Source organism: Microbacterium sp. PRC9, from assembly GCF_031844125.1.
GTDB lineage: Bacteria > Actinomycetota > Actinomycetes > Actinomycetales > Microbacteriaceae > Microbacterium.
Genome location: NZ_JAUZUR010000002.1, coordinates 727,024 through 751,655, shown reverse-complemented (window position 1 = coordinate 751,655; position 24,632 = coordinate 727,024). Strand labels below are relative to the sequence as shown.

Below are 24,632 nucleotides of genomic sequence, written 5' to 3'. Positions count from 1 at the left end.
GGCTGGGCAACTTCTCCATCTTACACATCCGCTCTCGCTTGTCAAGTCGGCGGGGCAAGGCACAAGACCTCACCACAGCCGGAGACCAGCAGTCACAGAAGTGGAAGAAACCCATCCTAAACCGGAACCCGGCCCGCTCGCCAGAGCAGATCGGATGGGGTGGTTCGCTGCTTGAGGGGAGCGAGACCTTCCGGCCTTCCGCTCTACCCTTTGGGGCGAACAACAAGAACATTACGTGGATCCCACCCGCCGGTCGAATCAGCCCCGCATCCCGGGCGTGTCGCCATGGTTCTCCCCCGGAAACACGCGGAACTCCACCGGGGCCCGCGCGCTAGCGTTGAAGCCATGACCGAAGAACGATGGGTGTGGGGCGTCGGCCTCGCGACGACCGCCGAAGACGGAACCGTGCTCGACACGTGGTTCCCTTCCCCCGCTGCCGGACGCATCCCACTGGGCTACGACCCCCAGATGCCGCCGGACGAGCTCGACCGCCTTGCTGTCGCCGACGAACGGCGCGCCGTCACGGTGGATGTCGTCGCCATCGAGACCGATCTCGATGCTGCGCCGACCTCGACTCCGGACGCGTACCTGCGCCTTCACGCGCTGTCGCACCTTCTCGTGCGCCCCAATGAGGTGAACCTCGACGGGATCTTCGCGCACCTGCCGAACGTGGCGTGGACCAACGCGGGGCCGATGCATCCCGACGCGCTCACCCGCCTGCGCCCGTTCCTCATCCGCGAGGGCATCCAGGTACAGGGACTCGACAAGTTCCCCCGCCTGCTCGACTACGTGACGCCGGCCGGCGTCCGCATCGCCGACGCGTCCCGCGTGCGGCTCGGCGCCTACTTGTCGCCCGGCACCACCGTCATGCACGAGGGCTTTGTGAACTTCAACGCCGGCACCCTCGGCCAGAGCATGGTCGAAGGCCGCGTCTCGCAGGGCGTGGTCGTGGGCGACGGCAGCGACATCGGTGGCGGCGCCTCGATCATGGGCACCCTCTCCGGCGGCGGAACCCACAAGGTGTCCGTCGGAGCCCGCACCCTGCTCGGCGCGAACGCCGGCATCGGGATCTCGCTCGGCGACGACTGCATCGTCGAGGCCGGCCTCTACGTGACCGCGGGCACCAAGGTCGTGCTGGCGGACGAGCCCCGTCGGGCCGACGGGACGCTTCCCACGGCGAAGGGTGCCGACCTCTCCGGCAGCACCGGACTGCTCTTCCGCCGCAACTCTCTCACCGGAGCGGTCGAGGCCGTGCGCCGCGCAGGCGTGGGTGTCACCCTCAACGAGGCGCTGCACGCCTGAGTCCCGCGCACTGAGACCGCTCCGTCATCCACGACGGGGCGGTCTCGTCGTTTGCGGTCGTCGCCGCGACCGTGGTGCTGACGGTCCGGCCATGTGGACGGACGGATGCTGCGACCCACGGCTCGCTCGAGAACGCCGGCCCACCAGCACTCGTCGACGTCGGCTCACTCACCGGGGCGGGCACGACCCCGCTCAACGACGATGCCGCGCCCCGACTCGGGGGCGCGGCATCCGTCAGTTCCGGGTCAGGACAGACCGGGGTAGTTGCGCTCTTCGGCGCCGATGTACAGCTGCTGCGGACGGCCGATCTTGGTCTGAGGGTCGCCGGCGGCCTCGCGCCACTGCGCCAGCCAGCCGGGCAGGCGCCCGATCGCGAACAGCACCGTGAACATGCGGGTCGGGAAGCCCATCGCCTTGTAGATCACGCCTGTGTAGAAGTCGACGTTCGGGTACAGGCGGCGGTCCTGGAAGTACGCGTCGTTCAGCGCGATCTCTTCGAGCTCCTTCGCGAGGTCGAGCAGCGGGTCGCTGACGCCGAGCGCCGACAGCACCTCATCGGCCGATTCCTTGACGAGCTTCGCACGCGGGTCGTAGTTCTTGTAGACGCGGTGCCCGAAGCCCATGAGCTTCACGCCGTCTTCCTTGTTCTTCACGCGCTCGACGAAGCGCTGCACGCTTTCGCCGGAGTCTCGGATGCGCGCGAGCATGTCGAGCACGGCCTCGTTCGCGCCGCCGTGCAGCGGACCGTAGAGCGCGTTGATCCCTGCCGAGATCGACGAGAACTGGTTCGCGCCCGTCGAGCCGACCAGGCGCACGGTCGAGGTCGAGGCGTTCTGCTCGTGGTCCTCGTGGAGGATCAGCAGGCGCTCGAGAGCGCGCGACATCACCGGATTGACCTCGTACACCTCCGAGAGCACGCCGAAGTTGAGCTTCAGGAAGTTGTCGACGAACCCGAGCGAATTGTCGGGGTAGAGGAACGCCTGGCCGATGCTCTTCTTGTGCGCGTACGCCGCGATCACGGGCAGCTTCGCGAGCATGCGGATCGTGTTCAGCTCGACGTGCTCGGGGTTGTTGGGGTCGGACTGGTGCTCGTAGTACGTCGAGAGCGCGGACACGGCCGACGACAGCACCGACATCGGGTGCGCGGTGTGCGGCAGCGCCGAGAAGAACCGCTTGAGGTCCTCGTGCAGCAGCGTGTGCCGACGGATCTTCTCATCGAACTCGGCCAGCTCGTCAGCGGTCGGGAGTTCGCCGTAGATGAGCAGCCACGCGACCTCGAGGTAGGTGCTGTTCTTCGCGAGCTGCTCGATCGGGTAGCCGCGGTAGCGCAGCACGCCTTCGTCGCCGTCGATGTAGGTGATCGCGGACTTCGTCGCCGCGGTGTTGACGAAGCCGTAGTCGAGAGCCGTGTAGCCGGTCTGGCGGGTGAGGGTGGAGAGGTCCACGCTCGGTGTGCCGTCGGTGCCCCGCAGAAGCGGGAACTCGGCGGTGCTGCCACCGATCGTGAGGGTGGCCTTCTCCTGCTGGGTGCCCGCGTCGCTCACGGCGCCTCCTCGCGATTTCTGGTCGTACCGGGGGTGTCGTCCAGTCCTGTGCGGCGCCGTGGGGAGGGCTGCAGCAGAACGGAGGGGCGGGACGGGGGATGCCGCGTCGCCGCGCTTCTTACAGCCTAGTGCGCCGCCACGCCTACTGTTGACAAGGCCAAAGGCTCGCGGCATCCGATAGAGGAATCCTCAGATCGCGATGTGTGATGCGGCGCGCAGGCGTGCGGCCGCGGCCGCGATGCGCTCGTCGGTCGCGGTGAGCGACAGTCGGATGTGCTGCGGGAAGTGGGTGCCGTAGAAGTGGCCCGGACCGGCGAGGATGCCGAGATCGGCGAGACGCCCGAGGCTCTCCCACGCGTCGCGACCCTCGGTCGCCCAGAGGTACAGCCCGGCCTCGCTCGCGTCGATGCGGAATCCGGCGGCCTCGACGGCGGGGCGCAGCACATCGCGTCGACGGCGGTACAGCTCCTTCTGCGCGGCGACGTGGACATCGTCCTCGAGGGCGGCCGTCATCGCCGTCTGGACCGGAAGCGGGAGCATGAGGCCGAGGTGCTTGCGCGCCGTGAGCAGACGAGCGATCACGGCGGGATCGCCGGCGAGGAACGCCGCGCGGTAGCCGGCGAGGTTCGACTGCTTGCTCAGCGAGTACACCGAGAGGATGCCGCGGAGGTCGCCCCCGGTCACGCGGGGGTCGAGCGCGGACGGCACCGGTTCGGCGTCCCATGGGGCATCCCACCCCAGTTCCGCGTAGCACTCGTCGGACGCCAGCACGGCGCCGAGCTCGCGCGCCCGCTCGACCGCCGCGCGCAGGGCGTCGACGTCGAGCACGCGGCCGTCGGGATTGCCCGGGGAGTTCACCCACACCAGGCGGGTGTCCTCGGGCCAGTCTGCGGGCTCGTCCGCGGCGACGGGCGTCGCGCCGACGAGGCGCGCGCCGACCTCGTACGTGGGATATGCCGCACGGGGGTGCACGACGACGTCGCCGGGTCCGAGACCGAGCAGCAGCGGGAGCAGGGCGACGAGCTCCTTGGACCCCACGGTCGGGAGCACGTTCTCGGGGGTCAGCCCTGAAACGCCCCGGCGGCGGGCGTACCAGCTCGCGATGGCCGCCCGAAGCTTCGGGGTGCCGACCGTCTGCGGGTACGCGTGCGCGTCGGTCGCGGCGCGGAGTGCGTCCGCGACGACGGCGGGCGTCGCGTCGACGGGTGACCCGATCGACAGATCGACGAGGCCGTCGGGATGCGAGCGTGCGCGCGCGGCATACGGCGCGACCGCGTCCCAGGGGTAGTCGGCGAGGTCGGCGACCCCCACGTCAGTGTTCCTGCGGCGGGAGCGCCTCGATGATCGGGTGATCCTTGTGGATGACGCCCACCTTGGCGGCGCCGCCCGGGGAGCCGATGTCGTCGAAGAACTCGACATTGGCCTTGTAGTAGTCCTGCCACTCGTCGGGCAGGTCGTCCTCGTAGTAGATCGCCTCGACGGGGCACACGGGCTCGCAGGCGCCGCAGTCGACGCACTCGTCGGGGTGGATGTACAGCGATCGATCGCCCTCGTAGATGCAGTCCACGGGACACTCGTCGATGCAGGCGCGGTCCTTGACGTCCACGCAGGGAAGGGCGATCACGTACGTCACGGCATCAGTCTAGCCGCGGCATCCGCAGCGCATCCGCCGTGCGACGATCAGGTGGAGCGCTCCGAGGGTGCGTCCGCCCGCACAAACGTGTCGGGCCACGCGATCACCACGGCGGAGATGATCGGCACGAGGATCGTCCACACGATTCCGGGGTTGAACTCTCCGTCCGGCGCCTGCGGCACCACCACCGAGCCGCCGGGACCCGCGCCCGAGAAGACGAGCGTCGCGGTCATGAGGCCGATGGCCACGGCAAGGGTCGCCCACCGATCGGACGTGAGCAGCCGCACCGCGAGGAGCAGGGCGGCAGAGCCGACCACGGCGAGGATCAGGCCGAGCGGGAACCAGCCGATCGCGTACGCGTGGGCCACCGTGCCGGCGACGCCGTAGACCAGTCCCACCAGCAGGGCGACGATCCAGCTGCCGATGCGGGCGGGGACGGAGGGGCGCATGCCTCGATCGTACCGACCGCACCTGTGCGCTGCTGCGCGCTCGACGGGGGTCGGGACGGAGCCCCGGCTACGCCGCCCAGCCCCACAGACGCAGGAGTGCCGCGACGAGCGCGGCCGCGACGACCACGACGAGGAAGGGCGCCCGCAGCATCAGCAGACCCGCGGCGACGAGCACGGCCGGGACCCGGGCATCGACCACGACCGCCTGCCCCGCGCCGAGAGTCTGCACGGCGACGAGGGCGGCGAGCAGCGCCACGGTGAGCAGATCGGCGATGCGCATCGGCGTCGGGGCCTCGACCCACTTCGCGGGGATGAGATAGCCCACGGTCTTGAGCGCGACGCAGATGATCGAGGCAACGAGGATGGCCGTCCACATGGTCACGGCAGCCCCTCCCTCTCGGCGACGTCGTCGGGTTCGCTCTCGACCCGGTCGTCCTTGCCGAGCCAGTTCGTCCAGCCGACCACGATCGCGACGAGGGCAGCGATGATGACCGGGAGACCGGGCATGAGCACGGGCGTGAGCACCGTCGCCACGACGGCCGCGGCCACGCCGACCACGATGGGCTGGCGGGCGCGCAGGCGCGGCCACAGGAGGGCGAGGAACGCGGCTGCCGCGGCGGCGTCGAGTCCGTACGCCCGCACGTCGCCGAGCACGTCGCCGAGCAGCGCGCCGGCGAGCGTCGACAGATTCCACCCGATGTAGATCCCGATGCCGGTGACCCAGAACCCCAGTGTCCGGGCGTGCGGCGAGCGCTGGGCGAGCGCCACCGCGGTCGACTCGTCGATCGTGAACTGCGCCGCCGCGGCGCGGCGCCAGAAGCCCGCGCCGACCACCGGAGACATCCGGATGCCGTAGGCCACGTTGCGCACTCCGAGCAGCGCCGCGGATGCGATCGCCGCCGGCACGGCGGCCAGCCCCCCGGCCCCCACGATGCCGACGAACGCGAACTGGGATCCGCCGGTGAACATCACGAGACTCAGGACGCACGTCTGCCAGACGTCGAGCCCGGCCGCGACGGCGAGAGCGCCGAACGAGACGCCGTAGGCACTTGTCGCGAGCGCGACGCCCAGCCCTTCGCGCACCGCCCGCCTCCCCTCGCCGGCGCTGTGTGCGTCGTCGAAGTGCGGATCGAGGGTCACCTCGTCATGCTACCGACGGGTCCGACACCGCACGCCGGTCCGCGTGCGGGACGGTGGCCTCGTCCGGCGCCGCCGTGCACGCGGGAATGCTCGGGTCGCAGCATCCTGGGATTGCGCTTTCCTACTCCGCTTGCCATGCTGGGCGTGAACCGGCAGAAAACGCTTCCTCAGCTCCACGGTCGCCCCCGCGTCGTCCTCATCACGGATTCTGCACAGGACGAAGGAGTCCCATGCGCACACCGTCCCCCCTGCCCGAGCGCGCCGCGCCATCGCGCTCCCGCCGACCGCGGGCGCTCGCCGTGGTCGCCGCCGCGGGCCTGGCCGCAGCGCTCGTGCTGCCCGCCTCTCCGGCGACCGCTGCCGCCGCCGCACCCGGTGCGGCTCCGTCCGTCGACCTCGGCCGCGAGGTCATCGCGCCCGGCGACGGTTGGGCGTCGTGGAGCGGCGACACGTACCCCGAGCGCGCACAGCGCCTCGCCGCGCCGACCACGGGGGGCTCCTCCGCCTCCCCCGCGGACGTGTATGTCGCCGGCACGTGGCAGGAGTTGCGCGACGCCCTCGCCGGCAGGGCGGGCGGATCGCAGAACGACGCGCGCTACAACACCGTGCCGCGCATCGTCTACGTCACGGGCACGCTCGACCCGTGGCTGCGCGCCGACGGCACGCGGACGACCTGCGACGACATCGCCGCGCAGATCACCGTCGCGGGATCCGGCGCGCCCTTCTCGATGGACGACTACATCGCCGCGTTCGGACCCGGGGTCGACCCCTCCGGCCCTCTCGAGGCCGCTCGCGCCGAGGCCGCGGCGCTGCAGGCGCGGCTCACGCTGCAGCACGTCGGCTCGAACGTCACTCTTGTCGGCGTCGGCGACGACGCGCGCGTGGTCGGAGCGTCCCTGCGAATCCGCGACGCCTCGAACGTCATCGTGCGCAACCTCACACTGTCCGACGCGTACGACTGCTTCCCGCAATGGGATGCCAATGACGCGGGCGGCAACTGGAACTCGGCGTACGACAACCTCTCGGTGTGGACGTCGACGAGCGTGTGGATCGATCACAACACGTTCGACGACGGAGACCACCCCGCGGCGAGCCTCGACACGGTCTACGGGCGTCCGTTCGAGGTGCACGACGGGCTCGTCGACATCACCCACGGCTCCGACCTCGTGACGATGTCGTGGAACTGGCTGCAGCATCACGACAAGACCGACATCATCGGCTCATCGGACTCGCGCCTGCAGGATCGGGGCCAGCACCGCGTCACGCAGCACCACAATCGGTGGACCGACATCGGCCAGCGCGGCCCGCGGGTGCGCTTCGGCGACGTGCACGTCTACAACAATCTGTACGAGCAGACGGATGCCACGACCCAGGCCTCGTCGGACGGCTACGACTTCTTCCAGTACTACTGGGGAGCGGGTCGCGAGAGCAGCATCGTCGCCGAGTCCAACGCCGTCGAGCTGATCGACCCCGCGAGCGCCTCGCGGATCATCGCCGGCTGGGGCGGCACCGAGCTTTCCGCCACCGGCACGCTCGTGAACGGGGAGATCGTCGACGTGCTCGCGGCGTACAACGCCGGCGCCGCCGCCCCGCTGTCCCCCGCGGTTCGGTGGGATCCCGCTGACGCCTACGCGTACACGCTCACACCCGTCGGCGACGTCGCCGAGGCGGTGCGTGCGGGGGCCGGCGCGGGCGTGCTCGCCTCGGGCACGCCTGGCGCCACCGACGCACCGGCCGCGTTCACACTGTCGCACGACAACGGCTGGGACACGGGCCTGCGCGACGGCGACTACCGGGTGACGGCCGACCTCTGGTGGGGTCAGAACGCCACGGTGGTCAAGCTCTACGAGAACGGCACGCTCGTCGGCGCGCAGTCGATGGCCGGGGTGTCCCCCGCCGCACAGCGCACCGCGTTCGACATCGCCGGCAGGACGAACGGCGCGTACGCGTACGAGCTCGTCGCGCTCAACCCTCACGGCGAGTCGCGGTCGCGCAAGCTCACGGTGACGGTGACGGATGCCGCACCCGCCGTCGCCGTACTGAGCGCCTCCGGCGTCCGGACCGGCGACGTGACGATCACGGCGAACCTGTGGTGGGGCACCAACGCGAGCGAGTACGTGCTGTTCCAGGACGGCGTCGAAGTCGACCGTCAGGCGCTCACGTCCGCGACACCCGGTGCCCAGCGCGCGACGACGTCGCTCGGCGCACTGTCTCCCGGCACGTACGAGTTCACCGCGGTGCTCTCGAACGCCGCGGGATCGACGGCTGCGCGACCGGTCGCGGTGACGGTGAGGGACTGACGACGACGGATGCTGCGACCCCGCGCTTCGAGAAGCCGCGGGGCCGCAGCATCCGTGTCACTGCTTACGCGTTGGCGTCCTGCCGCTTGAGGCGCGAGGCGGCGCGGCCGCGCTCGGTGGCGTCGAGGATCACCTTGCGGATGCGCACCTTCTCGGGCGTCACCTCGACGCATTCGTCGTCGCGCGCGAACTCGAGGCTCTCCTCGAGAGAGAGGAGGCGCGGCGGAGTCATCGACTCGAACGCGTCAGCGGTCGAGGACCGCATGTTCGTGAGCTTCTTCTCCTTGGTGATGTTCACGTCCATGTCGTCGGCGCGCGAGTTCTCGCCCACGACCATGCCCTCGTAGACCTCTTCGGTGGGCTGCACGAAGAAGCTCATGCGCTCCTGCAGCGCGATCATGGCGAACGGCGTGACGACACCCGAGCGGTCGGCGACGATCGAGCCGTTCTGGCGAGCGACGATGTGGCCCGCCCAGTCGTCGTAGCCGTGCGAGATCGCGTTGGCGATGCCGGTGCCGCGCGTCATCGAGAGGAACTCGGTGCGGAACCCGATGAGGCCGCGCGAGGGGACGATGAACTCCATGCGCACCCAGCCGGTGCCGTGGTTGACCATCGTCTCCATACGGCCCTTGCGCGACGCCATCAGCTGGGTGATCGCGCCGAGGTACTCCTCGGGGGCGTCGATGGTGAGGTGCTCGAAGGGCTCCTTGACCTTGCCGTCCTCGCCCTTGCGCGTGACGACCTGGGGCTTGCCGACCGTGAGCTCGAAGCCCTCGCGGCGCATGTTCTCGACGAGGATCGCGAGGGCGAGCTCACCGCGGCCCTGCACCTCCCACGCGTCGGGGCGTCCGATGTCGACGACCTTGAGCGAGACGTTGCCGATGAGCTCGCGGTCCAGGCGGTCCTTCACCATGCGGGCGGTGACCTTGTGGCCCTTGACCTTGCCGACCAGCGGTGAGGTGTTCGTGCCGATCGTCATCGAGATCGCGGGGTCGTCGACCGTGATCGCCGGGAGGGGGCGGACGTCCTCGGGGTCGGCGATGGTCTCGCCGATCGTGATCTCCTCGATGCCGGCGATGGCGACGATGTCACCGGGGCCGGCCTCTTCCGCGGGGTAGCGCTCGAGGGCGCGGGTCTTGAGGAGCTCGGTGATGCGGGCGTTCGAGTGCGTGCCGTCGTGACGCACCCACGCGACCGTCTGGCCCTTCTTGAGCGTGCCGTTGAAGACGCGAAGGAGGGCGAGGCGACCGAGGAACGGGCTCGAGTCGAGGTTCGTGACCCACGCCTGCAGCGGAGCCTCGTCGTCGTATGCCGGGGCCGGCACGTGCTCGAGGATCGCCTCGAACAGCGGCTCGAGATCGGCGTTGTCGGGCAGCTCGCCATTGGCGGGACGGGTGCGGGATGCTGCGCCCGCGCGTCCGCTCGCGTACACGACGGGGACGTCGAGCAGGGCGTCGATGTCGAGGTCGGGAACGTCCTCGTGGAGGTCGGACGCGAGGCCGAGCAGCAGGTCGTGCGCCTCTTCCTCGACCTCGGCGATGCGCGCGTCGGGCCGGTCGGTCTTGTTGACCAGGAGGATGACGGGCAGCTTCGCCTCGAGCGCCTTGCGCAGCACGAAGCGGGTCTGCGGGAGCGGGCCCTCGCTCGCGTCGACGAGGAGCACGACGCCGTCGACCATCGACAGGCCGCGCTCGACCTCGCCGCCGAAGTCGGCGTGGCCGGGGGTGTCGATCACGTTGATCGTGACGGGGACCTCGGTGTGGGCACCGTTGTAGGTGATCGCCGTGTTCTTGGCGAGGATCGTGATGCCTTTTTCGCGCTCGAGGTCGTTCGAGTCCATCGCACGCTCTTCGACGTGAGCGTGCTCGCCGAACGAGCCGGTCTGGCGGAGCATCGCGTCGACGAGGGTGGTCTTGCCGTGGTCGACGTGAGCGACGATAGCCACGTTGCGGAGGTCCGGACGGAGGGCGCGCGCCATGAGGGAATCCTTGAAAGAGAATGGGGATGCCGGAATGCCGGCATCCCCATTCTATTGGGCGCTGCTGTGTATCGCCTTTCGGCGGCGGATCAGCCCTCCAGACCCGCTTCGAGAAGGGCCGCACGCGCTTCGCGGCGCACGCGCTGTTCTGCGGGGTCGGGCACCGGGATGGCGGCGATGAGGCGACGCGTGTAGTCCTCCTTGGGCGCACGGAGGATCTGCCCGGTCGCGCCCTGCTCGACGATCTTTCCGTGGTGCATCACGATGATGCGGTCCGCGAGGGAGTCGACGACCGCCAGGTCGTGGCTGATGAAGAGGCACGCGAAGCCCATGTCGGCCTGGAGCTGGCGAAGCAGCTGCAGCACCGTCGCCTGCACCGACACATCGAGCGCCGAGGTGGGCTCGTCGGCGATGAGCAGCTTGGGCTGCAGGGACAGGGCGCGCGCGATGCCGACGCGCTGCTTCTGACCGCCCGACAGCTCGTGCGGGTAGCGGTTGCGGTAGGAGCGCGGGAGCTCGACCGAGTCCAGCAACTCCTGCACACGCACGTCCAGCTGGCGGCCCTTCGCGACGCCGGCCAGCAGCATCGGCTCTCCGATCGACTGGCCGATCGGCAGACGCGGGTTGAGCGACGACGACGGGTCCTGGAAGACGATGCCGACATCCTTGTGCACCTTGTGCAGGAGGCGCCGGTCGGCCTTGGAGATGTCGGAGCCGACGACCTCGGCCCTGCCGTCCGCGATCGGCAGCAGGCCGATGGCGGCGCGACCGACTGTGGTCTTGCCCGAGCCGGACTCGCCCACGAGGCCCGTGACCTCACCCGGGTAGATCGAGAAGTTCGCATGCTCGACCGCCCGGAATGCGGGCACGCGCCCACGCTTCGGATAGTCGATCGCAACGTCCTGGAAGTCGAGCACGGGCGCGCCCAGGCCCTTGCGGCGCTCCGCGTCCTCGCGCGCGGCGACCTCAGCCAGGCGGATCACCGACGTGTCGCCGGCGAGGGCGGCCGTGGTGTCGATCGACTCCCCCTGCGCGTCGCCGATGCGGGGCACCGCTGCGAGGAGCTGCTGCGTGTACGGGTGCGTGGGGCGGTTGAACACCGCATCGACCGAGCCGCGCTCGACGATCTCACCCTTGCGCATCACGACGATGTCGTCGGCGATGTCGGCCACCACGCCCATGTCGTGCGTGATGATGAGGATCGCCGAGTCGAGGCGGTGCCGGAGGTCCCGCATGAGGTCGAGGATCTCGGCCTGCACCGTCACGTCGAGGGCGGTCGTCGGCTCGTCGGCGATCAGCAGCTGCGGGTCGCACGAGATCGACTGCGCGATCATGGCGCGCTGACGCTGGCCGCCCGACAGCTGGTGCGGGTACGAGTTGAAGGCCTTCAGCGGATCGGGCAGCTCCACCATGTCGAGCAGTTCGAGCGCCCGCGTGCGCGCCGCGCTCGGCGTCATGCCCTGGTGGATCCGCAGCGTCTCGATGATCTGGAACCCCACCGTGAACACGGGGTTCAGCGCGGTCATCGGCTCCTGGAAGATCACTGCGATCTCGCGGCCGCGCACGCGACGCAGGTCGTCCTTGCGGAGGCCGAGGATCTCGCGGCCGGCGAGCTTGACGCTGCCGGTCACCCGGGCGTTGGACGGCAGGAGCCCGAGCATCGCCATGGAGCTCGCGCTCTTGCCGGAGCCGGATTCGCCGACGATCGCGAGGGCCTTGCCCGACTCGACGGAGTAGTCGAGCTTCTTCGCTGCCGGCACCCAGTAGTTGTCGACGGCGAAGTCCACGGACAGGCCGCTCACTTCCAGCAGCGGACTGCCGGTCATGGGAGTGGGGGACGCGTTCATTTCATGGTCCTTGTGGGATCGATTGAGACAATGAGGGGGTGACCGACCGTGCGATCCGCATCGACTCCCGTTTCAACCGCATTGCTGCCGTCATCGTCTGGAGTCTTGCGGGGCTCGCAGTGATCACCGCCGTATGGAGCGCGGACCCGCGGCTGACGTGGGTCTACGCCGCCGCTCCGCTGGCGGCGCTGCTCGGCTGGATGGCGCTGTGGCGCCCCTGCGTCGAGGTGTCGGATCGCGGTGTGCGCATCGAGAACGTGAGCCACGACGTCGACGTGCCGTGGGAGGCCCTCGTGCACGTCGAGACGGCACGCGCCCTGACGCTGCACACGCCGTCCGGCAGCTTCACCGCCTGGTCGGCGCCGGCCCCCGGCTTCTTCACCACGATGATGGGCAATGCGAAGGCCCGCCGCGAGGCGAGCGCCGCCGGTGGCGACGCCCGCCCGAGCGACCGCATGGGCACCGACTCGGGCAACGCGGCTCTCGTCGTGCGGGAGTCGTGGCGCAGCCGCCTCGATGCCGGTCAGGTCGAACTCGGCGTGGCCGATGAGACGCCCGTCAAGCGCCACTGGCACGTGCCGTTCCTCATCGCGTCGATCGTGCTCGCCGCGGCGTCGGTCGCGCTGATCGTCGCCACCGGCTGAGCGCCTGGCGCGCATCATCCGCGGCGATCCGGGTCGGGCGCGATCTCGTCGTCGAGGACATCGTCGGGGCGGTCGCTCGTGACGCCCTCGACGACCGCCGCACCGCCGGCCGTGACCAGTGCACCCTCGGGCACGTCGGCGGTCGTGCCGGCCACGATGACCACATCCTCCGGGAGATCCTTGACCTTGCGGAAGACGATGCGCTTCTGACGCGGGTCGAACGCATCGCGCAGACCGTCGCCGACGAAGTTCACGAGCAGCGACAGGATCACGATGAATGCCGCCGGCCACCAGAAGAGCCACGGACGCGTCTGGAACGCCGACTCGTTCGCCGAGATCAGCAGACCCAGCGACACATCAGGCGCGCGGACACCGTACCCGAGGAACGACAGCGACGTCTCGAGGATGATCGCGGCGGCGATCAGCAGCGTCGTCGCGACGATGACCACGCCGATCGCGTTCGGCAGGATGTGCTTGAAGATGATGCGGGCATCCGACGCACCGGCCACGCGTGCCGCCTCGACGAACTCGCGCTCACGCAGGGTCAGGAACTCCGCACGCACGAGTCGGGCGATTCCGGTCCAGACGAAGAATCCGAGGAACAGCGCCAGCAGCAGCGGACCGAGGTTTCCCACGGCCGATCCGACGACCGCGCCGATCACGATCACGGGGATCACGATGACGATGTCGGTCAGGCGCATCAGCACCGCGTCGACCCACCCACGGTAGTAGCCCGCGAGAGCGCCGACCACGACGCCGAGGAAGGCGCCGATGAGGCCGATGATGAACATCATGTACGACGAGTTGACGAGGCCGCGCATGACCATCGCGAAGTAGTCCTTGCCGACCGTGTTCTGGCCGAACGGGTGGTCGCCGAGCGAGAACGGCCACAGCGTCAGCGTGGGCTTGCCGCCGTTGCTGATCGGGATCAGCTCTTCGTAGTTCCACTTCCACCAGCCCGGGATGGGCCCGATGCCCGTCGCCGAGATGGCGAAGCCGACGATGAGGATGAAGAGGACCGCGCTGACCACGGCAGGCTTGTGGGCGATGAAGCGTCGGAACGTCAGGCGTCCCTGGCTGATGCCGCGCTCGTCAGCGGTCTGGACGTGCACGCCTCCGTCGGAGGGTGCGGTGGGGGGCTCGAGGGCCGGATCGATAGGGATCGACATTACTTGACCCTCACTCTCGGGTCGATCGCCGAGTACGCGAGGTCGGCGAGGAAGTTGAACGTGATGGCGAACACCGCGATGACGACGAAGTACGCCATGACGGGGTTCGGGTCGGCATGACTCAGACCCTGGTTGAAGAGGGCGCCCATTCCACTGAAGGCGAAGATGCGCTCGGTGATGATCGCACCACCGATGAGGGCTCCCACGTCCGCCGCCACGATCGTGGTGATCGGAATGAGCGAGTTTCGGAAGGCGTGACGGACGACGACCGTGCGCTCGGGAAGGCCCTTCGCGCGCGCGGTGCGGATGTAGTCCTGGTTCAGCGTCTCGAGCATGCCGCCACGCGCGTAGCGCGTGTACGCCGCGAACGAGATCAGCATGAGGCTGATCGTCGGCAGCAGCAGGTGGGTGAACGTGTCGATGCTCTGAATCCACCAGTCGCCCTGCAGGTTGGGTGTCTGCGAACCGATGGTCGCGATCGGGCGCCCGTTCACCTTCGGGTTGTTGACGTACGAGTTCCAGTTCTGCATGAACTGGTCCAGGACGATCACGCCCATGCCGAGCAGACCGGAGAGCACGCCGATGCGGATCGCCTGACCCTTGTCGTACTCACCGAGGAACCAGCCCGCCGCCGCGCCGACGAGAGCCGCCGCCACGAACAGGGCGAGGACCCCCCAGCCGTTGAACGACTTGAGGAACGGCTGCAGCACGAAGTACGCGGCGATGAGGACGATCGCGGTGACACCGGCGGTGCGCCACGCGTAGCGCGCACGGGGTCCGGCGATGATGAGGACCATGCCCGCCGCGAACGCCGCGATCAGCAGCGGCGTGAGGATCGGTCCCAGCGACGGGTTGAGGAACCACGCCGTCACGCTCATGCCGTAGAGCATCGCTCCGGAGGTCACCACGGAGGCGGCGAAGACGATCAGGCGGCGCTGCCTGGGTCCGCCGATGATCGCCTGCCAGAAGACGCCGGAGATGAGACTGAGTGCGATGATCCACGGCCATGTGAACACCGGACTGTCGAGCCAGTCGTTGAAGCCGAGGGCGAAGAAGACCTTGAGGAGAACACCCATCACGAACGACGGCAGCGAGTAGAACAGGAAGCTGGCGAACGTGAACGAGTAGTCGATGGCGCTGTACTGGCGAAGCGCAGACACGATGCCGACGAGGACGCCGAGGACGATGGCGAGGATCGTCGAAGCGGTGACGAGCTGGAGCGTCGCGCCCATCGCACGTGCGAGGACGATCGTCACGGGCTGGTTCTGGATGGTGACGCCGAGGTCGCAGCCGCCGAACGGGATGACGCAGCGGGCGGCGCCGAGCAGCCAGTTGAACCAGCGGACGGGGATGGGCTGGTCGAGGTTCAGCCATGCGATGCGCTGCGCGATCAGCGCGTCGCGGTTCGGGCTGTTGGAGGCGTACAGGTCCTCGAGCGGGTCTTTGGCAAGAGCCACGAGGGTGTACATCAGGAAGGATGCGGCGATGAGGATCAGGATCGAGACCCCGATGCGCCGCAGAACGAAGCTAAGCACTGGGCTGGCCCTTCATGCAGAAAAGGTAGCAGGCAGGCGACGACGGCAGCAGAGACCGGGCGTCGGGTTCGCCGGCTGTGGACGGGAAGACACACGCACGGGGCGCCGGGCTGTTAGCACCCGACGCCCCATGGCGTGGTGTTTCAGATCGTCACCGGATTAACCGGCGACCGTCCACTCCCAGAAGTTCCAGAACACACCGGTCTGGTTGCCCATGAAGGTGATGCCCTCGACGCGGTCGGTGTGCGCCTCGAGGCCGGGGCCCTGGAAGAGCGGCAGACCGTACGCGTCGGAGAACAGCTCGGTGTCCGCCTCGATCGTCATTTCGTCGATCTTGTCGGTGTCGAGCGTCTGCGGGATCGTGCGAGCGATCTCGTCGACGGTGTCGTTGGCGTACTTGTTGAAGTTGCTGCCACCGAAGCTGGCGAAGATCTGCGGGATGGTGCCGTTGCCGACACCGGGCGAGATCCAGCCGAAGATGACGGCGTCGTAGATGTCCGAACCGAGCTGCGCGCTCCAGTCCTCACGGCCCACATCCTCGATCACGAAGCCGGCCTGCGAAGCCGAGGCCTGGATGGCCTCGAACGCCGCGACGCGGTTCGGGTTGTTGATGTTGTACATGAGGCGGATCGTCGGGGTCGCACCGGCGAGGAGCTCCTTGGCGCCCTCGATGTCGACATCGGCGTACGCGTCCGAGCCGTTGGCCGCGACAGCGTCCTCGTACGGCTTCTGAGCCGGGATGAAGAGGTTCGAGTTGAGAACCTCAGCCTCGGGGTTGACGGGCTTGATGAGCGTGTCGACGAGCTGCTGGCGCGGGATCGTCTTCAGGAACGCCTCACGGACGTTCTTCTCGGCGAAGGGGCCGGCGAACGTCAGGTCGAGGTGGTCGTAGTTGAGCGCGTCGCCCTGGAGGACCTCGACGCCGTCGATCGCCTGCAGCGCGGTGAGGGTGTCGCCGCTCGCCTGCGGGGCGATCACGTCGACCTCGCCGTTCTGGAGGGCGGTCACCTGAGCCTGAGCGTCACCGATGAAGCGGATGACCATCTCGGAGAACTGCGGCTTGAGGTCACCGGTGTACTTGTCGTTGAGCTTCAGCGTCATCGACTGCGTGGGCTCCCACGAGTCGATGATCCACGGGCCGCTCGAGAGGTACAGCGACGGGTCGTCCGGCAGCGACGTCATGTCGAAGCCCGAGTTCCAGAAGTCAGCCGCAGCCTTGAGCGTCTCGTTGACCGGAGCCGGAGCCGCGGCGTCGCCGCGCGGGCTGGTCAGGATCGTGTCGATGAGCTCGGCCTGGTCGACGCCGGCCTTCTCGGCGACGACGTGGACCGGCTGGTCGATGAGACCGATGATGTTCCAGTCGACGAAGGGAACGTCGTACTCGAGCGTGAGCGAGAGCTTGTCATCGGCGACATCCGTGATCGTCGAGGCGTTGACGCCCTCGGTGCTGCCCGCGTACGCGAAGTACTTCGTGCCGCTGACCGGCTCGCCCGACTCGGGGTCGAGCGTGGCGTCGTCGAAGATGCCCGAGGTCGCAGCCCAGCCGAAGATCAGGTCGTCGGTCGTGATGGGCTCGCCGTCGGACCACTCGAGGCCGTCGTTGAGGGTGTACTTGACCTGGAGGGGGTCCTCGCTGACGACCTCCATCTTGCCGAACGACTCGTCCGGGACGACCTCGTAGGTGTCGCTGACGTAGTAGAAGCCGGCGCGGGTCAGGTAGTTGACCTTGCCGTTGATGTCGAGGTTGCCGTTGTCGCTGTTCGAGTTCGTACCCGTGAACTCGTTCACCTCAGCGATGGTCACCGCGGCGTCGGCGGTGTCCCCGGTCTCCTCCGTCGCCGGTGGGGTCGTCGAGCAACCGGCGAGGACCATTGCGGTCACGCCGACGCCCGCCGCGACTCCGAGTGCGCGCATGCGCCACGTCGTCTTGTCAGACACTTGTGTCTCCTCTGTGCAGGGTAATGCGCGCGGATCCGGACGGAAGCCGGACCTGCGCGCGGATGGGAAAACGATAAGCACCGGTTGTGAGATGGTCAAAACGATCGGCGAAAACGTTACAGAGCCTTAACTCAATCGACGCGGAGTGTGACAATCTGACAAGATGACGCCGCCGAACCGGCCCACAGGTCGGAGGGATTCGACTACTCTTTCGCCCCTCACGCCGTACGACCGTCGACGCCTCACGTGGGAGGTGTGGATCGTCCTCGCGATCACGGTCGGGCAGTCCGCGCTGTACTCGGTGCTGTCGCTCGTGCGCAAGCTCCTCGCGCCCGTTCCGCTCGGCCAGCAGCAGACCCAGGTGAACCCCTCGCGGGACGCGCAGGCGGTCTGGGACGTCGTGTACCAGGTGCTCGCCGTCTTCTTCGCGCTCGCCCTCGTGGCACTCGTCGTGTACCTGCTCTGGGAGCCCGGCGGCAACGCGCTGCGCCGCATCGGGCTGGACTTCTCGCGGTTCGGCGGAGACCTCGGCCGCGGCATCCTTCTCGCCGCCGTCATCGGCGTGCCGGGACTCGCTCTCTATGCCGCGGGACGCGCGCTCGGGGTCACCGTCGCAGTGGTCGCCTCTCCCCTGGATGCGGCGTGGTGGACCGTGCCGCTGCTGGTGCTGTCGGCGCTGCGGGCGGGGTTGACCGAAGAGGTGATCTTCATCGGCTACCTGTTCGACCGGCTGCGACGGTTCGGCTGGAACGACTGGGCCATCATCCTGACCTCCGCCGGCCTGCGGGGCGCCTATCACGCGTATCAGGGCATCGGTGCGATCGTCGGCAACTTCGTGATGGGCGTGGTCTTCGGCTGGTGCTACCGCCGGTGGGGTCGCGTCATGCCGCTCGTCATCGCGCACACGCTCCTCGACGTCGTCGCGTTCGTGGGGTATCCCCTGGCCGCGGCCCTCTGGCCCGGCGTGTTCGCCCCGATCCCGACGCCCACGCCCACCCCGACGCCCACAGCGACCCCCGCGGCCTGACCGTTCGCGGATGCCCCGGCCCCGCGGCATCCGTCCCCGTCCCTCACGCCGATCGCCCGCGGTACCCGCCGCAGGCGCCCCTGATCGGCGAGAGTGCACTTGGTCGCCGAGATGCTGGTTGGCTCCCTACCTCTCGGCGACCAGGTGCACTCTCGCTGAGTGGGGACGTGGGAGGGGACGGGGAAGGGGACGGGGAATCCAGCCGAGATCGGCCCGCCGCGGGCCCGCTCCTCCACAGCGTCGGCCAGACGCGTGGGGTCCACAGAAGGGTGGCGCTCATACATCCGTAGCCGCTTGACACGGAGAGGGTGGACGGATGCCGCTGGTCACTTTCGCGCGAGTCCTCACGCCGAGTCCGTTGGCGCTGCTGCGGCATGTCGACGTATCCCATCCAGAGCGCGGGGTCGCCAAGGGAGAACTGGTCAAGGTCCGCCATGGCGTCTATGCCTCCGCCGCGCTGTGGAGGTCGCTGCCGCCGTGGGAGAAATACCTCGCACGCGTCCACGCTGCGGCCCTCGTCCACCCCGACGCGATCTTCTGCCTCGAGTCCGCTGCCGCGCTGCTGGGGATGCCGATCTTCGGCGACCCGGTCGACGTGCATATGCTCGTACCGGCGAAGCGCTCATCGAGACTCGTTGCCGGTGTGCGCACGCACCGGTCGAGCGAAGACCGGACGATCGTGGAGATCGCCGGGCTCGCGATGACCGGTCCGGAAGACACCGCGGTGGACCTCGCTCGTCTCCGGCACCCGGCGATCGGACTTGCTGCCGCGGACGCGGCGCTGAGAATCGCACCTGCGTCCTCCGCCGACGCACTGACCCGGATGAGCGAAGCGCGCATCAGCAGTCGCGGTCGCGATATCGCACGGTGGCCGCTCGCACGTGCGACCGCCAAGTCCGAGACCACCATCGAGGCCGTCAGCCGCGCGGTGATCGAGTGGTTGGGCTTTCCCGCGCCCGAACTCCAGGTCGTGTTCCGATCGTCCGGGAAGGAGGATCGTGCCGACTTCGTCTGGACGCACATCAATCTCGGAGGCGAGGCCGACGGCGACCTCAAGTACGACGGACGCTACGGCGATGCCCGTGAGGTGTTGCGCCGCCAGACCCTCCGCGACAGGCGGCTGCGAACCCACCTCCGCGCGGTCGCTCATTGGGGATGGACGGATGCGACCACGGTGACACCCTTGCGCGACATCCTGGCAGGCGCCGGCCTGCGGGCGATCGCGCCCGAACAGACCGCGCATCTCCACTCGCTCCGCCGCCTGCTGGCCCCGCACGCACCCCACCTGACCGGCGCATCCGCCGCGGGTCGGGTCCACTGAAATCGCGAGAGTACAACTGGTCGCCGAAATGCTGGTTGCTTCCCTACCTCTCGGCGACCAGGTGCACTCTCGCGGCTCGGGGGCGGCTCGGGGGCGAGGCCAGGGCGGGGCGGGGCCAGGCCGGGGCGGCGGGACCGCCGACCCGGGCGAACCGGAAGAGCGACGGGATGCCGGGGGGCACCGGCATCCCGTCGCTCGGGGGTCGTCAGGCGAAGGCCTCGATGGGCGGGCAGGCGCACACCAGGTTGCGGTCGCCGTAGGCCTGGTCGATGCGGCGGACGGGGGGCCAGTACTTCGTGCGGACCAGCGTGTGGACCGGGTACACGGCGGTCTCCCGCGAGTACGGGTGGTCCCACGACCCGGCGACGACCGACTCGGCCGTGTGCGGGGCGTTCGCGAGGGGGTTGTCGGCGGCAGGCCACTCCCCCACGCCGACGCGGTCGGCCTCGGCCTTGATCGCGATCATCGCCTCGATGAAGCGCTCGATCTCACCGAGGTCCTCGGACTCGGTCGGCTCGACCATCAGCGTTCCCGCGACCGGGAACGACATGGTCGGGGCGTGGAAGCCGTAGTCGATGAGGCGCTTGGCGACGTCGTCGACAGAGACGCCGGTCGCCTCCTTGAGCGGACGCAGGTCGAGGATGCACTCGTGTGCCACGAGCCCGTCCTCGCCGGTGTAGAGCACCGGGTAGTGCTCGCGCAGCCGCACCGCGATGTAGTTCGCCGCGAGCACGGCAGCCGCGGTGGCGCTGCGCAGTCCCTCGGCGCCCATCATGCGGACGTACGCCCACGAGATCGGGAGGATGCCGGCCGAGCCGTGCGGTGCCGCCGAGATCGGCCCACCGTCGAAGACGCCGCCGGCGTGGTCCTTGCGCTGCGACAGCGGATGCGACGGGAGGTAGGGCGCGAGGTGCGCCTTCGCCGCGACGGGCCCGACGCCGGGACCGCCGCCGCCGTGCGGGATCGCGAAGGTCTTGTGCAGGTTCAGGTGCGAGACGTCGCCGCCCAGGTCGCCGAATCGCGCGTAGCCCAGCAGCGCGTTGAGATTCGCGCCGTCGACGTACACCTGGCCGCCGGCGTCGTGCACGGCCTGCGTGATGTCGAGCACGTCGTGCTCGTACACGCCGTGCGTCGACGGGTACGTGATCATCAGCGCCGCGAGCTCGTCGGCGTGCGCCGCGATCTTCGCGCGCAGATCGTCGAGGTCGACGTTGCCGGCCTCATCGCACGCGACGACGACGACGCGCATGCCCGCGAGCACGGCGGACGCCGCGTTCGTGCCGTGCGCCGACGACGGGATGAGGCACACCGTGCGACCGAGGTCGCCGTTCGCGCGGTGGTAGCCGCGGATCGCCATGAGCCCCGCGAGCTCGCCCTGAGAGCCGGCGTTCGGCTGCAGCGACACCGCGTCGTAACCGGTGACCTCGGCGAGCCACACCTCGAGCTGCTCGATCATCGCGAGGTAGCCGTGCACGTCGTCCTCGGGCGCGAACGGATGCACGCGCGAGAACTCCGGCCACGACACGGCCGCCATCTCCGTCGCCGCGTTGAGCTTCATCGTGCACGAGCCCAGCGGGATCATGCCGCGGTCGAGCGCGTAGTCGCGGTCGGACAGCTGCTTCAGGTAGCGCATCATCGCCGTCTCGGACCGGTGCGAGTTGAACACCGGGTGCGTGAGGAACTCCTCGACGCGGTGCAGGCCGGACGGCACGCCCGCCAGGGGCGCAGCATCCGTGAACGAAAGCACCCGCTCGCCCTGCTCGCCCGCGCCGAGGAACTCGTTCTCGGGCAGTCCGAAGGCCCACGCCACGGCCGCGAGATCGCCTGCCGTCGTGGTCTCGTCGACCGAGACACCGACCGTCGCGTCGTCGACCCAGAACAGCTGATAGCCGCGCTCGCGGGCGCGGTCGATCACGCGGCGCGAGGCGCCCGGCGTGGCAACGCGGATGGTGTCGAAGAACGAGTCCGAGCGCAGCGAGAGGCCGTATGAGCGCAGCCGGGCGGCGAGCGCCTCCGCCTTCTTCGCGACGTCGGTCGCGATCGCCCGGAGCCCGTCGGGCCCGTGGTACACCGCGTACATCGACGCCATGACCGCCAGAAGCACCTGCGACGTGCAGATGTTGGACGTGGCCTTCTCCCGGCGGATGTGCTGCTCGCGCGTCTGCAGCGCGAGGCGGTAGGCGGGGTGACCCGCGGCGTCCTGCGAGACGCCGACGAGGCGGCCCGGCAGCTGCCGCTCGAGTCCCTGCCGCACCGCCATGTAGCCGGCGTGCGGTCCGCCGAAGCCGAGCGGCACGCCGAAGCGCTGCGTCGTGCCCACGGCGACATCGGCGCCGAACGAGCCGGGCGAGCGCAGCAGCGTGAGCGCCAGCAGATCAGCGGCCACGACGACCAGCGCGCCGGCGACGTGCGCCGCGTCGACGACGCCGGACGGGTCCCACACGTTCCCCGACGCGCCCGGGTACTGCACGAGCACGCCGAAAAGCTCGTCCGGCAGGGTCGCCCCCCGGGCCAGATCGAGCTCGACGAGCTCGATGCCGACGGCGGCCGCGCGGTGCGCGAGCAGCGCCTTCGTCTGCGGCAGGGCGTCGGCGTCGACCACGAACACGTTCGAGGCGGCCTTCGAGCCGCGGCGAGCGACCAGCATGCCCTCCACGACCGCGGTCGACTCGTCGAGCATCGACGCGTTCGCCGTCGCCAGCCCCGTGAGATCGGTCACCATCGTCTGGAAGTTGATCAGGGCCTCCAGGCGCCCCTGCGAGATCTCGGGCTGGTACGGCGTGTACGCGGTGTACCACGACGGGTTCTCGAGCACGTTGCGGGCGATCACCGACGGCGTCAGGGTGTCGTAGTACCCCAGACCGATCATCGGCCGCGCCGTGCGGTTCTGCGATGCCAGCACGCGCAGCTCGGCGAGCGCCTCGGCCTCGGTCGCCGCTGGCGGGATGTCGCTCGTGGCGCGCGGCTTCGCATGGATGGATGCCGGGACCGCCGCTTCGACGAGCGCGTCGACGCTGTCGTAGCCCAGGGCGTCGAGCATCGTGCGCTGGGCCGCAGCATCCGTCCCGATGTGACGGTCGGCGAACAGACCCGTCATTCGGCGCCGCCCGTGAGCGAGATGTACGCGTCGCGGTCGAGGAGGTCCGCCACGGACGCGGGGTCGACCGTGATCTTGACGAGCCATCCGGCGCCGAACGGGTCGGCGTTCACGAGCGACGGGTCGTCGACGACGGCGTCGTTGACCGCGACGACCTCACCCGTCAGCGGCGCGTAGAGCTCGCCGACCGACTTCGTGGACTCGATCTCGCCGACGACGGTGGCCGCGGTCACCGAGCTGCCCACGGCGGGCAGCTCGACGAACACCACGTCACCGAGCTTGTCGGCGGCGTACGAGGTGATGCCGACGGTCGCGACGTCGCCGTCGAGGGCGACCCACTCGTGCTCGGCGGTGTACTTGAGGGCGGTGAGATCGGTCATTTGTTCCTCCGGTAGAAGGGCAGGTCGGTCACGGTCGCGGGGATGCGGGTACCCCGCACGTCGATGAAGAGCTCGGTGCCGGGAGCGCTCGCGGCGGACGAGACGAACGCCATGGCGATGGGATGCCCCAGGGTCGGGCTGAGCGCGCCGCTCGTGATCTCGCCGACCGGCGTCTCGGCCTCGGTCGCGTCGAACACGGCGTAGCCGGCACGGCCAGCGCGTCGGCCGTCGCAGACGAGTCCGACGAGCACGGGAGCGTCGGGCACGACGACGGCCGCGAGGCCCGCCTTTCCGACGAAGTCGTCCTTGTCGACCGCCACGACGCGGCCGAGACCGGCCTGCGCGGGGACGATGTCGAGCGACAGCTCGTGGCCGTAGAGCGGCATGCCGGCCTCCAGGCGCAGCGTGTCGCGGGCCGCGAGACCCGCGGGAACGAGGCCGAGCGGCTCGCCGGCGGCCAGCAGTGCATCCCACAGCGTCGGCGCGACGGGGTTGGGGACCAGGAGCTCGAAGCCGTCCTCGCCGGTGTAACCCGTTCGCGCGACGAACAGCGGAGCGCCCTCGAACGAGCCCGACGACCACGCGTAGTAGCCGAGGTCGGCGAAGGCCGGGGCGACGTCCGCGATCCCGGCGGTCGCCTCGACCACGGCGCGGGCGGCGGGTCCCTGCACCGCGATCAGCGACATGCCGTCGGTGTGGTCCTCCAGCTCGACCTCGAAGTCGCCGACGCGCTCGCGGAACGCGGAGCCGACGGCATCCCGGTTCCCGGCGTTCGCGATCACCAGGAAGCGGTGGTCGGCGATGCGGTACACGATGACGTCGTCGACGATGCCACCCGACTCGGCAAGCACCAGCGAGTACTTCGCCTTGCCCACGCGCATCGGCGAGACCGCGCCCGCCAGCGCGTAGTCGAGGAATGCCGCGGCCTCGGCGCCCTCGACGGCGAACTCGGCCATGTGCGAGATGTCGAAGAGGCCTGCGGCCGTGCGCACCGCGTGATGCTCGGCGAGGTCGGAGCTGTAGCGCACCGGCATGAGCCAGCCGCCGAAGTCGGTGAAGGAGGCGCCGAGCGCCTCGTGGCGCTCGTGCAGGGCAGTCGTACGGAGTTCTGTCATGAGTTCTCCCGGTCGCGGACGGGCAGGCGTCGATCGACGCCTGTGAACTCCCCCTCTGTCATGGGCCTGAGAGTTTCGCCCGTCCTGCGAGGGAGCGGGTTTTCACCGTCGGCGGATTGCGAGCGATCACGTGGAGACGCGTAGCGGATGTCTCACGTGAGGGGTTTCGATGCGGCGCGGGAGCGCCTTACTCAACCCGATTTCTTGCTTCGC

The 24,632-nt window shown here is 69.4% G+C and carries 19 protein-coding genes; 5 read left to right on the top strand and 14 right to left on the bottom strand.

Annotated elements, in window-relative coordinates:
• Positions 1–345: 345 nt before the first annotated feature.
• A complete protein-coding gene (gene dapD / locus Q9R33_RS07040; protein ID WP_311293249.1) occupies positions 346–1,302 on the top strand; it encodes a 2,3,4,5-tetrahydropyridine-2,6-dicarboxylate N-succinyltransferase in 957 nt (318 codons plus the stop codon).
• Positions 1,303–1,547: 245 nt separating this feature from the next.
• Here dapD and Q9R33_RS07035 read toward each other — a convergent pair whose 3' ends face one another.
• The 6 genes from Q9R33_RS07035 to Q9R33_RS07010 form a co-directional block, all read right to left on the bottom strand.
• The gene (locus Q9R33_RS07035; RefSeq protein WP_310246190.1) at positions 1,548–2,846 is read right to left on the bottom strand and encodes a citrate synthase; all 1,299 of its coding nucleotides are present in this window, start codon (positions 2,844–2,846) and stop codon (positions 1,548–1,550) included.
• Positions 2,847–3,035: 189 nt separating this feature from the next.
• Entirely contained in the window at positions 3,036–4,157 is a 1,122-nt protein-coding gene (gene dapC, locus Q9R33_RS07030; RefSeq protein ID WP_310246187.1) for a succinyldiaminopimelate transaminase, read from the bottom strand.
• A 1-nt stretch (position 4,158) separates the two neighbouring features.
• The gene (gene fdxA, locus Q9R33_RS07025; protein WP_018170155.1) at positions 4,159–4,479 is read right to left on the bottom strand and encodes a ferredoxin; all 321 of its coding nucleotides are present in this window, start codon (positions 4,477–4,479) and stop codon (positions 4,159–4,161) included.
• A gap of 47 nt (positions 4,480–4,526) precedes the next feature.
• Positions 4,527–4,928 (bottom strand): DUF6113 family protein, encoded by a 402-nt coding sequence (locus Q9R33_RS07020; RefSeq protein WP_056367910.1) that lies wholly within the window; start codon positions 4,926–4,928, stop codon positions 4,527–4,529.
• A 67-nt stretch (positions 4,929–4,995) separates the two neighbouring features.
• Entirely contained in the window at positions 4,996–5,310 is a 315-nt protein-coding gene (locus tag Q9R33_RS07015) for an AzlD domain-containing protein (RefSeq protein ID WP_056367912.1), read from the bottom strand.
• Positions 5,307–6,068 carry an AzlC family ABC transporter permease gene (locus tag Q9R33_RS07010; RefSeq protein ID WP_311293248.1) on the bottom strand — a complete coding sequence of 254 codons (762 nt, stop codon included), beginning with the start codon at positions 6,066–6,068 and terminating at the stop codon, positions 5,307–5,309. The genes Q9R33_RS07015 and Q9R33_RS07010 overlap by 4 nt, the downstream gene beginning before the upstream one ends.
• A 230-nt stretch (positions 6,069–6,298) precedes the next feature.
• On the opposite strand from Q9R33_RS07010, the gene Q9R33_RS07005 reads away from it, so the two are divergent.
• A complete protein-coding gene (locus tag Q9R33_RS07005) occupies positions 6,299–8,368 on the top strand; it encodes a hypothetical protein (RefSeq protein ID WP_311293247.1) in 2,070 nt (689 codons plus the stop codon).
• A gap of 64 nt (positions 8,369–8,432) precedes the next feature.
• Here the strand turns inward: Q9R33_RS07005 and typA are convergent, their stop codons facing one another.
• Both typA and Q9R33_RS06995 read right to left on the bottom strand, forming a co-directional pair.
• A complete protein-coding gene (gene typA / locus Q9R33_RS07000; protein ID WP_056367918.1) occupies positions 8,433–10,346 on the bottom strand; it encodes a translational GTPase TypA in 1,914 nt (637 codons plus the stop codon).
• Positions 10,347–10,435: 89 nt separating this feature from the next.
• Positions 10,436–12,193 (bottom strand): ABC transporter ATP-binding protein, encoded by a 1,758-nt coding sequence (locus tag Q9R33_RS06995; protein WP_311293246.1) that lies wholly within the window; start codon positions 12,191–12,193, stop codon positions 10,436–10,438.
• Positions 12,194–12,231: 38 nt separating this feature from the next.
• Between Q9R33_RS06995 and Q9R33_RS06990 the strand changes: the two genes are divergently transcribed.
• Positions 12,232–12,837 (top strand): hypothetical protein, encoded by a 606-nt coding sequence (locus Q9R33_RS06990; protein WP_056367923.1) that lies wholly within the window; start codon positions 12,232–12,234, stop codon positions 12,835–12,837.
• Between the two features lie 14 nt (positions 12,838–12,851).
• Here Q9R33_RS06990 and Q9R33_RS06985 read toward each other — a convergent pair whose 3' ends face one another.
• The 3 genes from Q9R33_RS06985 to Q9R33_RS06975 all read right to left on the bottom strand — a co-directional run bounded on the left by Q9R33_RS06985 (position 12,852) and on the right by Q9R33_RS06975 (position 17,479).
• On the bottom strand, positions 12,852–14,006 hold the full coding sequence (locus Q9R33_RS06985; protein ID WP_311293245.1) for an ABC transporter permease: 1,155 nt from the start codon (positions 14,004–14,006) through the stop codon (positions 12,852–12,854).
• Positions 14,006–15,541 (bottom strand): ABC transporter permease, encoded by a 1,536-nt coding sequence (locus tag Q9R33_RS06980; protein ID WP_056367926.1) that lies wholly within the window; start codon positions 15,539–15,541, stop codon positions 14,006–14,008. The genes Q9R33_RS06985 and Q9R33_RS06980 overlap by 1 nt, the downstream gene beginning before the upstream one ends.
• 159 nt (positions 15,542–15,700) lie before the next feature.
• Positions 15,701–17,479, bottom strand: a complete 1,779-nt coding sequence (locus Q9R33_RS06975) for an ABC transporter family substrate-binding protein (RefSeq protein ID WP_235560172.1) — start codon at positions 17,477–17,479, stop codon at positions 15,701–15,703.
• Between the two features lie 163 nt (positions 17,480–17,642).
• Between Q9R33_RS06975 and Q9R33_RS06970 the strand changes: the two genes are divergently transcribed.
• On the top strand, positions 17,643–18,506 hold the full coding sequence (locus Q9R33_RS06970) for a CPBP family intramembrane glutamic endopeptidase (protein WP_310246167.1): 864 nt from the start codon (positions 17,643–17,645) through the stop codon (positions 18,504–18,506).
• A 316-nt stretch (positions 18,507–18,822) separates the two neighbouring features.
• Complete coding sequence (locus Q9R33_RS06965) at positions 18,823–19,827, top strand: hypothetical protein (protein WP_311293244.1); 1,005 nt, start codon at positions 18,823–18,825, stop codon at positions 19,825–19,827.
• A gap of 205 nt (positions 19,828–20,032) precedes the next feature.
• On the opposite strand, the gene gcvP is transcribed toward Q9R33_RS06965, so the two are convergent.
• The 3 genes from gcvP to gcvT are packed head-to-tail and all read right to left on the bottom strand — an operon-like array spanning position 20,033 to position 24,419.
• Positions 20,033–22,924, bottom strand: a complete 2,892-nt coding sequence (gcvP, locus tag Q9R33_RS06960) for an aminomethyl-transferring glycine dehydrogenase (protein ID WP_311293243.1) — start codon at positions 22,922–22,924, stop codon at positions 20,033–20,035.
• A complete protein-coding gene (gene gcvH, locus Q9R33_RS06955; protein ID WP_045296801.1) occupies positions 22,921–23,304 on the bottom strand; it encodes a glycine cleavage system protein GcvH in 384 nt (127 codons plus the stop codon). Before gcvH ends, gcvP begins: the two co-directional genes overlap by 4 nt.
• Entirely contained in the window at positions 23,301–24,419 is a 1,119-nt protein-coding gene (gene gcvT, locus Q9R33_RS06950; protein ID WP_311293242.1) for a glycine cleavage system aminomethyltransferase GcvT, read from the bottom strand. The genes gcvH and gcvT overlap by 4 nt, the downstream gene beginning before the upstream one ends.
• Between the last annotated feature and the right edge of the window lie 213 nt (positions 24,420–24,632).